Below are 14,296 nucleotides of genomic sequence, written 5' to 3'. Positions count from 1 at the left end.
CTCACTGCTGCTCGGCATACAGCAGCCGCGTCGTCGCGTTCGCCGTCGCCGTCGACAGGCTGCGCTGGATCAGCGCCTCGACATGGTCGTTGCGCTGGCGCGCACTGTCGGCGCCCATCACCACGATGATCAGCCTGTGCCCGTCTGCATTATAGGAGGTAACGATGTTGAAGCCCGAAGCTCTGATGTAGCCGGTCTTGATGCCGTCGACGCCGCGCACCCGGCCGAGCATGTCGTTGTGGCCGCGCACCAGCCTGCCGCGGAACATGAAGTCGCTGTCGGAGAAATAGTGGAAATGCTGCGGGAAGCGGGTGTGCAGCGCCATGCCGAGCACCGCCATGTCACGCGCCGTCGTGTGCTGGTCGCCATCCGGCAGGCCCGAGGCGTTGCGGAAGACGGTGCTGCTCATGCCGATCTGGCGCGCCTTGGCGGTCATCATGCCGGCGAACGCCTCTTCGCTGCCGCCGAGATATTCGGCAACGGCGACCGCCACGTCATTGGCCGATTTGACGACGATGGCGCGGATCGCCGAATCGACGTCGATCGTCTCGCCGCGCCTGAACCGCAGCTTGGTCGGCGGCTGCCGCGCGGCGTAGTCCGACACCGGAATTTGCGTCTCCTTGCTGATCCGCCCCGACTCCAGCGCCTCGAAAAGAAGGTAGAGCGTCATCATCTTGGTCAGTGACGCCGGATAGCGTGGCGCCGTGGAATTGACCTCGAACAGCGTCTTGCCGGTGCCGGCGTCGATGACCATCGCGGCATATTTCTGCGGCGGCGCCGGCACGGCCAGCACGCTGTCGGGCGGCGTCACCGTCGTGCAGCCGGCGGCAAACAGCAGCAGCGCCAGCACCGCGACGTAATTGTGGATGAGCGAAAAGAAGCGCAAGGCGGACAAGTCGGTTCCGAAGGCAGGCTGTTTCCGAGACGAGGCGAAGCTATCTTACCGCAAAGGCGCAGTCCATTTGGTTAATATCGGTCGGGGCCTGGATTGGTGCCCTGTCCACAGGCCCACGTGGCCGCTGTGCCGAGCCGGCTGAGGGGAATTGCCGGCCACCACGCTTGCGCAACCGGCGGCGAGTGGGCTTTGCTGGCGCCGGCAGAATCGGGCCGCCTGAATTCGGGCTGGCAGAATCGGTAGGTGCACATGGATACGGTCACGATCACGGCAAAAGGCATTTCGGTATCGGTCGATCTTGCCGTCGGCCATCTCGCCGACATGGCGGTCGATATCGATGGCCTTCGGCTGAACCCTTTGCATCGCGCACCCTGGGTCGGCGAGCCGCGCGAGACGCTGCCGAAAGATCTGCCTGAAGGTACGGTCCACCTGTCCGGCGATTTCCTCTGCGCGCCGTTCTCGATCAGCGACGTCGAAGAGGCACCTTTGCATGGCTGGCCGGCCAATAGTCGCTGGGACGTCGTCGACAGCGCGGCAACGGTCGATGGCTGGCGCGCCGTCTTGCGGCTGCAGCGCCCGGTCATGGGCGCGAGCGTCGACAAGATCCTGATCGTGCGCGACGATCATCCCTTTCTCTATCAGGAGCACGTCTTTTCCGGCGGGGCCGGCGCCATTCCGGTCGCCCACCATCCGATGACGGTGATGAAGGCCGGCGGCAGGCTGGCGTTCTCGCCGAAGCGCCTTGCCGCGACGCCGAACGAGCCGCCGGAGCCCGATCCGGCCCGCGGCCGCTCTTTGCTCGCCTACCCGGCGCGCAGCACCGACCTGACGCGCTTTCCCGCCGCCGACGGCGGCACGATCGACCTGACCGCCTATCGCATGGACCAGCTGCGTGAGGACTTCGTCACGCTGGTCGAGGCCGACCATGGCGGACCGGGCTGGACCGCGCTGGCGCGCCAGGCGGAAGCCGACCTCGTGCTGGTGCTGAAGAACCCGGCCGAACTGCCGGTCACCATGCTGTGGGTCAGCAATGGCGGGCGCGATTACGCGCCATGGAGCGGCCGCCACCGCGGCGTGCTCGGCATCGAGGACGGCCGCACGGCCGTCGGCCATGCCGCGTCGCTCGGCGACAACTGGCTGAAGCATGAAGGCGTGGCGACCGCCTTTGCCCTTGCTGAAGGGCGCCGCTTTTCGTTCCGCCATGTCATCGGCGCACTGCCATGGCCATCCGGCGAGCCGCCGCGCGACGTCACGACCTCGCCGGGCCGCATGCGCATCCTGGCGGCTGACGGTGCCGAGCGCGACATCGGCTTCGACAACGATTTCCTGCGGATCAGCCAGTCCAGGCCCGATTGAAGGCCTGGCACAAGCCGCGTTTGAAATTTTCGAAAACTGCCGCCAAAATGCGCCAGAACCATCTTAACGGATGCCAATGTCTGAGATCGCCCATCTCGCCGCTACCATTTTCAAGCGCGCCGGCAAGGCGCCGCGCTTCATTGTTGCCATTGCGGGTCCGCCCGGCGCCGGCAAGTCGACATTGTCGGCAGGCTTGCATGACCTGCTGCCGGAAGGCACGGCGGAAGTCGTGCCGATGGACGGGTTCCACTACGATGACGTCGTGCTCGAGCGGCGCGGCCTTCGCCAGCGAAAAGGTGCCCCGGAAACCTTTGATTTTGCCGGCTTCGAAGCGCTGCTGAAGCGCATCCGCGCTGGCGAGCCGGATATCGCCATCCCGGTGTTCGACCGCAGCATGGAGCTGTCGCGCGCTGCCGCTGCGATCATCGCCGCCGAGACCAAATTCGTCCTGGTCGAAGGCAATTACCTGCTGCTCGACGAAGAGCCATGGACGCGGCTGGCGCCGCTGTTCGACTACTCTATCTTCGTCGACGTGCCGCGCGCCGAGCTCGAGCGCCGACTGCTCGAGCGATGGCACGAGCACGGCCGGTCCGACCAGGACGCGCGCGCCTGGATTGCTTCCAACGACATGCCGAACATCGACCGCGTGCTTGCCCGTCGGCGGCCCGCCGACCTGGTGGTCGGTGGACAGGCCTGATCTGGTAAGGACTGTTCGGCCGGAACCTTAACACTTTCAGGCCGTTATCCCGGACACGGCAATTGCATGAGGGAACGGTTAGATGGAAACCATGGCAAGAAAGCCTGCGCCCGCCAAGGGCAAGGTAACACGATCAAAAATCACTCGAGCGAAAACCAGCGCCGGCCCGGCAGGAGCGGCCCACTCCAAGGATGCGGCAAAGCCCAGCTTTGGCAAGGCGGCGCCGAAAAAGGTGATGCCTGCCGCGGCCAAAGCCGCTGCACCCAAGGCCAAAAGGTCGGCAAGCAGCAGAGGATCGATCGCAGGCAGCGCAATGCGCACCGTTAAGGCAACGGCCAATGTCGCCGCCGGTGCCGTGCTTGCGACCGCCAAAGGTGCGGCGTCGCTTGCCGCTTCCGTAGTCGGCAAGGGCGGCTCGAAACCCCGGACCAAGGCAAAATAGCCGGGGCAGTCAGGGTTCTGATCAGGCTCTGGCCGGAATGGTGAGGCCCCTCTGCACCGCCGGCCGGGCAAGGCCACGCTCCAGCCATGCGCCCACGCCCGGGAAATCGTCGAAACCGACGAGGTCCCGCGCCTCGTAAAAGCCGATCAGATTGCGCACCCATCCAAGCATCGAAATGTCGGCGATGGTGTAATCGTCGCCCATGATCCAGTTGCGGCCCTTGAGCCTCGTTTCGAGGACGCCGATCAGCCGCCGCGACTCGTCGCGATAACGCTCGAGCGGGCGCTTGTCGGCGATTTGGCGCCCGGCGAATTTGTGGAAGAAACCGACTTGGCCGAACATGGGCCCGATGGAAGCCATCTGGAAGAACACCCACTGGATCGTCTCGTAACGCAGCGTTGCGTCTGCCGGGACCAGCTTGCCGGTCTTGTCGCTGAAATAAAGCAGAATGGCGCCGGATTCGAACAGGCCGATCGGCTTGCCGCCCGGGCCGTCCGGATCGATCATCGCCGGGATCTTGCCGTTCGGGTTCAAAGACAGGAATTCCGGCGTCCAGCTCTCGTTCTTGCCGATGTCGACGGCATGCGGCTCGTAGGGCAGGCCAAGTTCCTCCAGCGCGATCGATATTTTCACCCCGTTCGGCGTCGGAAACGAATAAAGCTGGATGCGGTCGGGGTGGCTCGCCGGCCAGCGCCTGGCGATCGGAAACGCGGACAGATCGGTCATCGAAACTCCTGGTCGGGGACCGCGCCGAGCGGCATGGTCATGGCGGGTCGCAGTGAGTTAGGCGCGACGCCTGGCGCGATCAATATGCGCATGGAAAGTTTCACCGGCCCCGGTGAAAGGCCCGCAAAGGGTGTGGTCACACGGCCTTGACCGCCAGCACCGCATTGGTGCCGCCGAAGGCGAAGCTGTTGCTCATCGCGGTGCGCACCGCGCGCTCGCGTGCCACGTTCGGCGTGATGTTGAGATCGCAGTCGGTGTCGGCTTCCCGATAATTGGCGGTCGGCGGCACGATGCCTTCGCGGATCGCCATCACGCAGGCGATCATTTCCAGCGCGCCGGATGCGCCGAGGCAGTGGGCATGCATCGATTTGGTCGAGGAGACAGAAAGCTTGTAGGCATGGTCGCCGAACACGCGTTTGATCGCCGCCGTCTCGATCTGGTCGTTGGCCTTGGTGCCGGTGCCATGCGCGTTGAGATAGTCGACGTCCTCCGGATTGAGCCCGGCGTCGACGAGGCAGAAGCGCATCGCCGCCTCAGGCCCTTCGATAGTTGGCGCGACGATGTCGGAGGCGTCGGCGGAAAGGCCGACGCCGGCGATTTCGGCAAGAATAGCGGCGCCGCGCGCCATGGCATGCTCATACGTTTCCAGCACTACCATGCCGGCGCCTTCGCCGAGCACGAGCCCCTGGCGGTCGGCCGAAAACGGCCGGCAGGTGTCCGGCGACAATACCCGCAGGGCTTCCCAGCCCTTGAGGATGCCCCAGACCAGTGGCGCATCGGTGCCGCCGGCGACCATGACGTCGGCCCGGCCGAGCCTGATCTGATCGACCGCGGAGGCAATGGCGTGGTTGGATGACGAGCAGGCAGAGGTGATGCCGAACACCGGTCCACGCAGACCAAGATTCATGCTGACATGGCCGGCGGCTGCGCCCGGCATTACTTTCGGTACGGTGAAGATGCCGGCGCGGTTCTTGCCTTCGAGCAGGATGGCGCGATAGTTCTCTTCGATTGCCTCCCAGCCGCAGACGCCGACGCCGACGATGGTGCCCATCCGGTAGGTGTTGGCCGCGTGCGGGTTCAATCCCGCCTGCTGTGCCGCCTCCCGCGCGGCGATCGTCGCCAGAAGGCTGAAGCGGTCCATCGACACGACCTGTTTGCGGTCGATGCCGTGCTCGGGAAGCGCCTTGATTTCGCAGCCGACCTTGACCTTCAGATCATGCAGCAGCGGATTGTCGATCGCGCCGATTGCCGAACGGCCGGCGCGCATCTCATTCCAGATTGCCGGTGCATTGGTGCCGAGGCCGCATAACCCGCCGATGCCCGTGATGACGATCCGCTTGTGCATTCAGTCAGGCTTTTTTCGCGATCAGCGCGCGAACCGCCTCGACCATGTCGCCGACATTCTTCAGATTGCTCCAGGCATCGACCGTGTTCATCTCGATTTCGATGCCATACTCTTCCTCGAGATCGAAGATGATCTCCGTCAGTTCCAGCGAATGGATGCCAAGCGCGGTCAGTTCGGTACCGGTGGTGATTTCCTCGCCGCCCGGCTCGGCATGAGCCTTGATCTTGGCGATGATATCGTTTGCCAGCTGGTCAGCCATTCGGTTTCTTCCCCAACTCTGTCGTTTCCCGACGCCAACTGATCAGCGCCCCTTTTGTGCTCGATTACGTCGTCATCGTCGCCTTTTACCCCCGCCAGGCGCCGGTGACCGTACCAAGGTGGCTCCCTCTATAGAAACCGAAACGCTGTCAAGCAACAAGCTATATATCGACAAAGCCGCCGCAGTGCTTAACGTTGGTGTCGTGGACACGATCGCATATAGCTTGACCTCAGTGCCGCCGGCCCAGCGCGTTGCCGGCGTTGCACGGCTTGGCTGCGACTGGAACGGAGGCCGCACGCGTCTTCGGCGCCTGTACCAGGACGGCGCGGCCAAGATCCGCATGCCGGCAGTCTCGGCCGATCCGCTCGAAGCCGTCCTGATCAACACCGCCGGCGGGCTGACCGGTGGCGACCGTCTCGCCTGGGAGGTCGATGTCGGTGCCGGCGCGTCCGCAACGATAACGACGCAGGCCTGCGAGAAAATCTACCGCGCCGCATCCGACCGCGCCGAAGTGCGGGTGCAATTGAGCGCCGGCGAAGGCGGCCACATTGCCTGGCTGCCGCAGGAAACCATCGTCTTCGACCGCTCGGCCTTTGCCCGCACGCTTGACGTGGAGCTTGCCGCCGGAGCCGAGGCGCTGATCCTGGAAGCTACCGTCTTCGGCCGCCTGGCCATGGGCGAACGGGCTTGGCAAGGCCAATTCCATGACCGCTGGCGCGTCCGCCAGGACGGGGCGCTGATTCACGCCGAGGAGTTCCGCATCGGCCCCGACATTGCCGTCACCTTGAATCGTCCGGCGGTTGCCGGTGGCGGCATCGCGGTGGCGACGCTGCTGATGGTGTCGCCGCGGGCAGAAGCTTTGCTCGAGCCGGCCCGGGCCATGGTCGGCGGCCAGGGCGGCGTCAGTTTCTGGAGCGTGCGGAAATCTGGCAAGCTTCTTGCTCGGCTGTTCGCCGAGGACGGCTACCAGCTCCGCAAGCGGCTGGTGCCGCTTGTCGAATTGCTCAACGGACGGGCGGGCCTGCCCAAATTATGGTCACTCTGATTTCGATTGTGCAACCGCAGGAAAACGCATGAATCTGACGCCGAGGGAGAAAGACAAGCTGCTGATCGCCATGGCGGCGATCGTGGCCCGCAAGCGGCTCGAACGCGGCGTCAAGCTCAACCATCCGGAAGCGATCGCGCTGATAACCGATTTCGTCGTCGAGGGTGCCCGCGACGGCCGCGCCGTCGCCGAGCTGATGGAGGCCGGCGCCCACGTCGTCACCCGGGCCCAGGTGATGGAAGGCATTGCCGAAATGATCCACGATGTGCAGGTCGAGGCGACGTTTCCAGACGGCACCAAGCTGGTGACCGTGCACGAGCCGATCAGATAAAACCGCCAAGGAGAGGAAAATGCTTCAGCTGCGTCCGAACTGCGAATGCTGCGACAAGGATCTGCCGCCCGATGCGACGGACACGGTGATCTGCACCTTCGAATGCACCTTCTGCGCCGACTGCGCACAAAACGTGCTCGGCGGCGCCTGCCCGAATTGCGGCGGCAACTTCTCGGCCCGCCCGATCCGTCCGGCAGCGCTGCTGACGAAATATCCGGCCTCGACCAAGCGCGTCCTCAAGGCAGAAGGCTGCGGTCCGGCCCGCAAGGCGGCGTGAGAGGCATGATGATCTCGAAGATGGAAGCTACGCCGATGATCCCCGCTACGATGAAATGCACGACGCTGTCGGCGGCCCTGCTGCTGGCGGCAGCTATGCCGGCCTATGCCCATGTCGGCGTCGGCACGGTTTCGTCCTTCGCCGCCGGCTTCTCCCACCCGCTCTCCGGCCTCGATCATATGACGGTGATGATTGTCGTCGGCCTATGGGCGGCGCTCAGGGGCGGCAAGGCGATCTGGGCATGGCCGCTGGCTTTCGTCGGCGTCATGCTGGCCGGCGGCGCGCTCGGTATGCTGCATGTGCCGATGCCTTTCGTCGAGCCGGCCATATTGGCGTCCGTCGTGGCACTCGGGCTGCTGGTTGCGCTCGCCGTCGATCTTCCCGTCTCGGCCGGCGTCGCCGTCATCGGCCTGTTTGCGCTGTTCCATGGCTACGCCCACGGCACCGAGGTGCCTGAAAATGCCGCTGGGCTTGGCTATACCGCAGGCTTTGCCGTTGCCACCGCGTTGCTCCATGCCGTCGGCATCACGGCTGGTCTCGGCCTCGGCTGGCGCTTCAGTGGGCTTGCCCGCGCCGCTGGCGCCGCCTGTGCCGCGATTGGCGCCGGCCTCGCCTTCGGCATCCTGTGAGGCAGTGATGATCCCCGGCGAAATCATCACGGCAAGCGGCGAGATCGAACTGAACAAGGGACTGCCGACGGTCACCATGAAGGTGGCCAACAGCGGCGACCGGCCGATCCAGGTCGGCAGCCACTATCATTTCTTCGAGACCAATGAAGGGCTGAGATTCGATCGCGACAAGGCGAGGGGCATGCGCCTCGACATCGCCGCCGGCACCGCGATGCGCTTCGAGCCCGGCCAGGAGCGCGATGTTACGCTAGTGCCGTTCGGCGGCAAGCGCGAGGTCTACGGATTTCAGCAGAAGATCATGGGCAAGCTGTGAGATCGAAGGCGTCGAGCAGTTTCGGCTCAGCCGGGCGGCTTGGCCGCCGCATAGATGACGACCTTTCCCGAATCGTCGAATTCAACCGCCAGAACGTCCTCGGTCTGCACTCGCCGCGAGTCGATAGCGTTGAACAGCAATGCGTTCGCCTCGATCTCCTTGCGCAGCTCGGCAATGTCGTCCCGATGTTGCCTGACCTTGCTTTCGATCGCCGGCGGCGGGCCGCCTTCGGTGCGCGCGGCGTCGGTAAGAAACACGATATCGACTTTGTCGAGCTTGGATGTCTTTCGCACGGCAGCGATGTTCTCACGCGTGCGGTCGATCGCCGAGCTGACCTTGCCGGCTTCCGCATTTGTCTCGGTCTCCTCCTGGCCGACCTCCGAGCCGACGATCCGGTTGACGGTCTCGGCGCTGTCGAGGCTCTGCGCGTTCAGCGCGGCGTGCGGAATGCTGGCGGCCAGAAACGCGGTCGCGGCAATGCCATGCAGCCATCTGGTGTCGGAGAAGGTGGTGATCGCCATCGCTCGTTCTCAGGGTCCTTTTCGAGGCTTGTGTCAGGGCGACAGGACCGAAACGAAACGTCCCCCGTGAAGGTTCCCTTTGCGATGCGGCGGGCTGACCGGGCGCCGGCCCGCCGCCTCGTCTCGTCAGCTCGCTTTCTTGGTGATCAGCGTCAGCGCGCCATTGGTGCTCATGCTGGCGGCGATCACCTGCGCCGAGGTGAGCCCCTTGGCTTCGAGTGCGGACTTGACCTGCGGTGTCGCGTCGATCGAGCCGCGCAGTTTCTGCAGATCGGCGTCGCTGCGCTTGGCGATCACCTCGTTGACCTTGGCTTGAGTGTCCGCCGGCAGATCCTTGATGTCGACGACGTTGATCGCCTGGATGGTGGGCGCCTGTGGCTGCGCTCCGGGCGCGGCAGGAGCAGGCGCGGCCGGCGCCGGACTGGGCTGCTGCGCAGGCTGTTGCTGGGCGCTGGCGGCGGTTGCGAGCACCAGCGTGGCGGCGGCTGCCAGAAGGGTCGTTTTGCGCATGGATGTTCCTTTCCATCGATTGGCAAATGGTCGTTTTGGGGTGACCCGGCCACCTCAAACGCCAAATGGGATCGGAAAGTGTCGCTCAGCGGGTCATTGCGTGATCATAGGATGGCGGCAATGTGGGGCCCGCCTTCGACAAGCGGTATTTTCGGGCTGTATTTCGGGAGCAATTGCTGATGGCTAAAATCACCCGCGCCGCCTATGCGCAGATGTACGGCCCGACCGTTGGCGACAAAGTCCGGCTCGCCGACACCGAGCTGTTCATCGAGGTCGAAAAGGATCTCACCGTTCACGGCGAGGAGGTGAAATTCGGCGGCGGCAAGGTCATCCGCGACGGCATGGGCCAGAGCCAGGTTTCACGCGCGCAAGGCGCGGTCGACACCGTCATCACCAATGCGCTGGTCGTCGATGCCACCGCCGGTATCGTCAAGGCCGACATCGGCTTGAGGGACGGCCGCATCGTCGCGATCGGCAAGGCCGGCAATCCGGATACCCAAGGCGGCGTCACCATCATCATCGGTCCCGGCACCGAGATCATCGCCGGCGAAGGCAAGATCCTGACCGCCGGCGGCTTCGACGCGCATATCCACTTCATCTGCCCGCAGCAGATCGAGGAAGCGCTGATGTCGGGCATCACCACCATGCTCGGCGGCGGCACCGGCCCGGCGCACGGCACGCTGGCGACCACGTGCACGCCGGGGCCGTGGCATCTGGCGCGCATGATCCAGTCTTTCGACGCCTTCCCGATGAATATTGGCCTGTCGGGCAAGGGCAACGCGTCGCTACCTGCCGCGCTCGAGGAGATGGTGCTCGCCGGCGCCTGCTCGCTGAAGCTGCATGAGGACTGGGGCACGACACCGGCTGCAATCGACTGCTGCCTGTCGGTCGCCGACGATTACGACGTGCAGGTGATGATCCACACCGACACGCTGAACGAGTCCGGCTTCGTCGAAAACACGGTCGCGGCGATCAAGGGCCGCACCATCCATGCCTTCCACACCGAAGGCGCCGGCGGCGGCCACGCGCCTGACATCATCAAGGTCTGCGGTCTGCCCAACGTCATTCCGTCCTCGACCAATCCGACGCGTCCCTACACGGTCAACACGCTGGCCGAGCACCTCGACATGCTGATGGTCTGTCACCATCTGTCGCCGTCAATCCCCGAAGACATCGCCTTTGCCGAAAGCCGCATCCGCAAGGAAACCATCGCCGCCGAAGACATTCTTCACGACATCGGCGCCTTCTCGATCATCTCGTCGGACAGCCAGGCCATGGGCCGCGTCGGCGAAGTGGCGATCCGCACCTGGCAGACCGCCGACAAGATGAAGCGCCAGCGTGGTTCGCTGCCGCAGGAGACCGGCGACAACGACAATTTCCGCGTCCGCCGCTACATCGCCAAATACACCATCAATCCGGCCATCGCGCATGGCCTGTCGAAGGACATCGGCTCGGTGGCGGTCGGAAAACGCGCCGACCTTGTGCTGTGGAACCCGGCCTTCTTCGGCGTCAAGCCGGACATGGTGCTGATCGGCGGCATGATCGCCGCCGCCCCGATGGGCGATCCCAACGCCTCGATCCCGACGCCGCAGCCGATGCACTATCGGCCGATGTTCGGCGCCTACGGCAAGGCGATGACCAATTCGTCGGTGACCTTCGTTTCGAAGGCCGCGCTCGACGCCGGCCTGCGCGGCAGGCTCGGCGTCGACAAGCAGATGGTGGCCGTCGAGAACACCCGCGGCGGCATCGGCAAGCATTCGATGGTGCTCAACGACGCCACGCCGCATGTCGAGGTCGACCCGGAGACCTATGAGGTCCGCGCCGACGCCGAACTCTTGACCTGCGAGCCAGCAACCGTGCTGCCGATGGCGCAACGCTACTTCCTGTTCTGAACCATAGGCGTTAGAACGACCGATGTAGAACATGCCGCGCCAGGCCTATGGACCAGCAACTCCCCTACGCCCACGACATTTTCCCGCATATCCGCATCGTCCTGGGCATGGTGATCGGCCTTGGCGTCACCCGGCTTTTGTCGGGGCTTGCCCGTATCGTCCAGCATCCCAGCCAGTACCGGCTCTATCCCGTGCATCTCGCCTGGGTTGCGTCGGTGCTTTTGATGCTGGTGCATTTCTGGTGGTGGGAGTTCGGCCTCTTCCAGATCGAGAATTGGACCTTCGGCAAATACCTGTTCATCATCTTCTACGCCGTCACGCTGTTCCTGCTCTGCGCGCTGCTGTTTCCGGACTCGATGCTGGACTACACCAGCTATGAGGATTTCTTTTATTCGCGCCGGGCCTGGTTCTTCGGCCTGCTGGCGGCGACCTATCTGCTCGACGTGGTCGACACGCTGCTGAAAGGGCCGGCGCATTTCGCCCATTTCGGCGTCGAATATCTGATCCGCACGCCGGTTTTCGTCGCGCTTTGCGTCATTGCGGTCCTGCTGCGCGACCGCCGCTTTCACATCGCCTTTGTCGCCGGCGCGCTCGTCTATCAGGTATCGTTTATCATGCGGCTCTTCGACACGATTGTTTGAGCGCCATTGGGGCGGCGGACGCGATAGGCTAGGCTTTTGGGAGAGGCAGTTTTTACATGAAGCTCGATATTCGCACCGACTTCACCAAATTCCCGCGCGCAGTCGCCGTCCTGGCCGCAGGCGAAGCCGGAACCACCACGCCATACGACCGGGCGGTGCTTGCCCATGACGAGCGGCATCTGCGCCGTCGTGCCATCGAAACGGCCGGTAGCGACAAGGTGCTGGTCGACCTGCCCGAACCGGTGACGTTGAACCATGGTGACCGGCTGGTGCTGGAGGATGGCCGCCACATCGAGATCATCGCGGCCGAAGAGCCGCTCTACGATATCAGGGGCAGCGACCCGATCCATCTCGCCGAGCTCGCCTGGCACATCGGCAACCGCCATCTCGCCGCCGCCATCGAGGCTAACCGCATCCTCATCCTGCGCGACCATGTCATTAAGACGATGCTGGAGGGATTGGGCGCCATTGTGAGCGACGTCTCCGAACCGTTCAAGCCGGTGCGCGGCGCCTATTCCGCGCATGGCGGGCACGGCCATGCCCATGCCGAGGCACATGCGCACAGCCACGCCGAAGCGCATTCCCATAGCCATAGCGATTCTCATTCCCACAGCCATTCGCATGACCATGACCATGACTGACCGGCCTTCCAGCGTTGCCCAGCCTTCCAATATTGCTTTGTTGCGGCTGATGGCGTGGCTGTCGCCTTCCTTCCCGGTCGGCGGCTTTTCCTACAGCCATGGCCTGGAACAAGCCGTGCATGCCGGGCTGGTTGCCGACAGCAAAGATCTCGCCGCGTGGCTGGAAACGCTCGTCGAGATGGGTTCGGGCTGGAATGATGCGGTGCTGTTTGCCCAAAGCTGGCGCAGGGCGCGCGAAACCGGCGATCTCGATGAAATCGTCGCCCTTGCCGAAGCTCTGGCAGGCTCGCGCGAGCGTCATACCGAGACGATGCTGCAGGGCGCCGCTTTCCTGAAAGCAGCCTCCGCCTGGCCGTGCCAGGTACTGGATCGCCTGCCGACCGAATGTGCCTATTGCGTTGCCGTCGGCGCTGTTGCCGGCGATCACGGCATTTCGCTGCGGGACGCCCTGGCCGCCTTCCTGCAGGCCTTCTTCTCCAACCTTCTTCAGGCCGCGATCCGGCTCGGCGCCGTCGGCCAGACCGGCGCCACGGCGCTGCTCGCCGGCTTCGAGCCGCTTGCCCTGGCTACGGCCGACCGGGCTGCCGGCTCGACGCTCGACGATCTCGGCGGCTGCGCGTTCGCCTCGGATATCGTGGCGATGAAGCACGAGGCCCAGTATTCGCGGTTGTTCCGCTCATGATCGTCCTCGCTTTCGCCCTCTCGCTCGTCCTGCTGTCGATCACAGCACTGCATGTCTATTGGGGCATTGGCGGCATCTGGCCGGGCAGGGACGCCGCTTCCTGCGCTCGTGCGGTCATCGGCTTTCATGGCGTCGACGAGATGCCGGCACCCTTTGCCAGCTTCGCCGTTGCCGCATGCCTTGGCCTGGCGACACTGTGGCCGATGGCGCTCGAGGGCATCTTTGCCACGCCGTTTCCCAAAGCCGGGCTTGCCGCCACGTCGCTTCTCATCGCGCTGGTTTTCCTGGCGCGCGGCATTGCCGGCTGCACGCCGTGGTGGCGTCGGCTGACGCCCGAACAGCCTTTCGCGCGGCTCGATCTGCGTTATTATTCGCCGCTGTGCCTGCTGATCGGGCTTGGCTTCGCCATTCTTGCCGTCACGGAGTTCCCCGCATGATATCGCCCAACGGTCCTCTTCGCATCGGCATTGGCGGCCCGGTCGGCTCGGGCAAGACGACGCTTACCGAAAAGCTCTGCAAGGCACTGCGTGACGAGTTTTCGATCGCCGTCGTCACCAACGACATCTACACCAAGGAAGACGCCATGATGCTGGCCAGGTTGCAGGCCCTGCCCGAGGATCGCATCGTCGGCGTCGAGACCGGCGGCTGTCCGCACACCGCCATTCGCGAGGACGCCTCGATCAATCTGCAGGCGATCGCCGAGATGACCAGAAAATTCCCCGATCTCGACATCGTCTTCATCGAATCGGGCGGCGACAATCTCGCCGCCACCTTCTCGCCGGACCTTGCCGACCTGACGCTCTACGTCATCTCGGTTTGCCAGGGCGAGGAGATCCCGAGGAAGGGCGGACCGGCGATCACCCGGTCCGATTTCCTGGTCATCAACAAGAGCGACCTTGCGCCCTATGTGAACGTCAATCTCGACATCATGGAACGCGACGCTGCCCGCATGCGCGGCAAGCGGCCGTTCGGCTTCACCGACCTGTCGCGCGGCAAGGGGCTGCAGGAGGTGATCGATTTCATCGTCGAGCATGGCGGGCTTCGGGTCGGCGCGGCCACCAGCACGGCGGCATAGCGGAGCTCGCCTGTACCAA

Annotated in this window: 21 protein-coding genes; 14 read left to right on the top strand and 7 right to left on the bottom strand. The window is 64.4% G+C overall.

Translation table 11 applies throughout. The features are described 5' to 3' along the window. Window position 1: 1 nt before the first annotated feature. Window positions 2–895: a D-alanyl-D-alanine carboxypeptidase family protein gene (locus tag NKJ12_RS01495; RefSeq protein ID WP_352686324.1), complete on the bottom strand. Its 894-nt coding sequence runs from the start codon at window positions 893–895 to the stop codon at window positions 2–4. A 249-nt stretch (window positions 896–1,144) separates the two neighbouring features. Here NKJ12_RS01495 and NKJ12_RS01490 point away from each other — a divergent pair, with 249 nt between their 5' ends. Beyond that, window positions 1,145–2,251, top strand: coding sequence for a hypothetical protein (locus tag NKJ12_RS01490; protein ID WP_352686326.1), 1,107 nt, complete (start codon window positions 1,145–1,147; stop codon window positions 2,249–2,251). Between the two features lie 76 nt (window positions 2,252–2,327). Then, window positions 2,328–2,948 carry a nucleoside triphosphate hydrolase gene (locus NKJ12_RS01485; RefSeq protein ID WP_352701048.1) on the top strand — a complete coding sequence of 207 codons (621 nt, stop codon included), beginning with the start codon at window positions 2,328–2,330 and terminating at the stop codon, window positions 2,946–2,948. Between the two features lie 78 nt (window positions 2,949–3,026). Here NKJ12_RS01485 and NKJ12_RS01480 read toward each other — a convergent pair whose 3' ends face one another. Next, window positions 3,027–3,269 (bottom strand): hypothetical protein, encoded by a 243-nt coding sequence (locus tag NKJ12_RS01480; protein ID WP_352686329.1) that lies wholly within the window; start codon window positions 3,267–3,269, stop codon window positions 3,027–3,029. Here NKJ12_RS01480 and NKJ12_RS01475 point away from each other — a divergent pair. Beyond that, a complete protein-coding gene (locus NKJ12_RS01475; protein ID WP_302893450.1) occupies window positions 3,262–3,390 on the top strand; it encodes a hypothetical protein in 129 nt (42 codons plus the stop codon). The two genes, NKJ12_RS01480 and NKJ12_RS01475, sit on opposite strands and share 8 nt — an antisense overlap. A gap of 21 nt (window positions 3,391–3,411) precedes the next feature. On the opposite strand, the gene NKJ12_RS01470 is transcribed toward NKJ12_RS01475, so the two are convergent. The 3 genes from NKJ12_RS01470 to NKJ12_RS01460 all read right to left on the bottom strand — a co-directional run bounded on the left by NKJ12_RS01470 (window position 3,412) and on the right by NKJ12_RS01460 (window position 5,720). Further along, a complete protein-coding gene (locus NKJ12_RS01470) occupies window positions 3,412–4,116 on the bottom strand; it encodes a glutathione S-transferase family protein (RefSeq protein ID WP_352686332.1) in 705 nt (234 codons plus the stop codon). 136 nt (window positions 4,117–4,252) lie between these two features. Next, entirely contained in the window at window positions 4,253–5,461 is a 1,209-nt protein-coding gene (locus tag NKJ12_RS01465) for a beta-ketoacyl-[acyl-carrier-protein] synthase family protein (RefSeq protein WP_352701046.1), read from the bottom strand. A 4-nt stretch (window positions 5,462–5,465) separates the two neighbouring features. After that, window positions 5,466–5,720 carry an acyl carrier protein gene (locus NKJ12_RS01460; protein WP_352509366.1) on the bottom strand — a complete coding sequence of 85 codons (255 nt, stop codon included), beginning with the start codon at window positions 5,718–5,720 and terminating at the stop codon, window positions 5,466–5,468. A gap of 202 nt (window positions 5,721–5,922) precedes the next feature. Here NKJ12_RS01460 and NKJ12_RS01455 point away from each other — a divergent pair, with 202 nt between their 5' ends. Genes NKJ12_RS01455 through NKJ12_RS01435 form a run of 5 tightly spaced genes read left to right on the top strand, consistent with a single transcriptional unit; the run spans window position 5,923 to window position 8,315 of the window. Next, window positions 5,923–6,765: an urease accessory protein UreD gene (locus NKJ12_RS01455; protein ID WP_502905689.1), complete on the top strand. Its 843-nt coding sequence runs from the start codon at window positions 5,923–5,925 to the stop codon at window positions 6,763–6,765. 28 nt (window positions 6,766–6,793) lie between these two features. Continuing rightward, window positions 6,794–7,096 (top strand): urease subunit gamma, encoded by a 303-nt coding sequence (locus NKJ12_RS01450; RefSeq protein WP_023677011.1) that lies wholly within the window; start codon window positions 6,794–6,796, stop codon window positions 7,094–7,096. Between the two features lie 19 nt (window positions 7,097–7,115). Beyond that, on the top strand, window positions 7,116–7,373 hold the full coding sequence (locus NKJ12_RS01445; protein ID WP_352701045.1) for a DUF1272 domain-containing protein: 258 nt from the start codon (window positions 7,116–7,118) through the stop codon (window positions 7,371–7,373). 35 nt (window positions 7,374–7,408) lie between these two features. Further along, window positions 7,409–8,002, top strand: coding sequence for a HupE/UreJ family protein (locus NKJ12_RS01440; RefSeq protein ID WP_352701409.1), 594 nt, complete (start codon window positions 7,409–7,411; stop codon window positions 8,000–8,002). 7 nt (window positions 8,003–8,009) lie between these two features. Further along, window positions 8,010–8,315 (top strand): urease subunit beta, encoded by a 306-nt coding sequence (locus tag NKJ12_RS01435; RefSeq protein ID WP_352476983.1) that lies wholly within the window; start codon window positions 8,010–8,012, stop codon window positions 8,313–8,315. A 26-nt stretch (window positions 8,316–8,341) separates the two neighbouring features. On the opposite strand, the gene NKJ12_RS01430 is transcribed toward NKJ12_RS01435, so the two are convergent. After that, the gene (locus tag NKJ12_RS01430) at window positions 8,342–8,836 is read right to left on the bottom strand and encodes a hypothetical protein (protein WP_352701044.1); all 495 of its coding nucleotides are present in this window, start codon (window positions 8,834–8,836) and stop codon (window positions 8,342–8,344) included. A gap of 126 nt (window positions 8,837–8,962) precedes the next feature. Then, window positions 8,963–9,346, bottom strand: coding sequence for a hypothetical protein (locus tag NKJ12_RS01425; protein ID WP_023677006.1), 384 nt, complete (start codon window positions 9,344–9,346; stop codon window positions 8,963–8,965). Window positions 9,347–9,525: 179 nt separating this feature from the next. Here NKJ12_RS01425 and ureC point away from each other — a divergent pair, with 179 nt between their 5' ends. From ureC to ureG, 6 genes are read left to right on the top strand one after another with little or no spacing between them, the layout of a single operon-like run. Continuing rightward, window positions 9,526–11,238: an urease subunit alpha gene (gene ureC, locus NKJ12_RS01420; RefSeq protein ID WP_502905688.1), complete on the top strand. Its 1,713-nt coding sequence runs from the start codon at window positions 9,526–9,528 to the stop codon at window positions 11,236–11,238. A 47-nt stretch (window positions 11,239–11,285) separates the two neighbouring features. Beyond that, complete coding sequence (locus NKJ12_RS01415) at window positions 11,286–11,879, top strand: hypothetical protein (protein ID WP_352686335.1); 594 nt, start codon at window positions 11,286–11,288, stop codon at window positions 11,877–11,879. A 56-nt stretch (window positions 11,880–11,935) separates the two neighbouring features. Continuing rightward, window positions 11,936–12,520 carry an urease accessory protein UreE gene (locus NKJ12_RS01410; RefSeq protein WP_352686338.1) on the top strand — a complete coding sequence of 195 codons (585 nt, stop codon included), beginning with the start codon at window positions 11,936–11,938 and terminating at the stop codon, window positions 12,518–12,520. Continuing rightward, complete coding sequence (locus tag NKJ12_RS01405) at window positions 12,501–13,202, top strand: urease accessory protein UreF (RefSeq protein WP_502905687.1); 702 nt, start codon at window positions 12,501–12,503, stop codon at window positions 13,200–13,202. The genes NKJ12_RS01410 and NKJ12_RS01405 overlap by 20 nt, the downstream gene beginning before the upstream one ends. After that, entirely contained in the window at window positions 13,199–13,639 is a 441-nt protein-coding gene (locus NKJ12_RS01400; protein WP_352701042.1) for a DUF3995 domain-containing protein, read from the top strand. Before NKJ12_RS01405 ends, NKJ12_RS01400 begins: the two co-directional genes overlap by 4 nt. Continuing rightward, complete coding sequence (ureG, locus tag NKJ12_RS01395) at window positions 13,636–14,277, top strand: urease accessory protein UreG (RefSeq protein ID WP_254815829.1); 642 nt, start codon at window positions 13,636–13,638, stop codon at window positions 14,275–14,277. The genes NKJ12_RS01400 and ureG overlap by 4 nt, the downstream gene beginning before the upstream one ends. The last annotated feature ends 19 nt before the right edge of the window (window positions 14,278–14,296 follow it).

The organism is Mesorhizobium sp. M0195 (assembly GCF_040322115.1).
Classification (GTDB): domain Bacteria; phylum Pseudomonadota; class Alphaproteobacteria; order Rhizobiales; family Rhizobiaceae; genus Mesorhizobium.
This window is presented reverse-complemented; position numbering and strand designations above follow the sequence as displayed.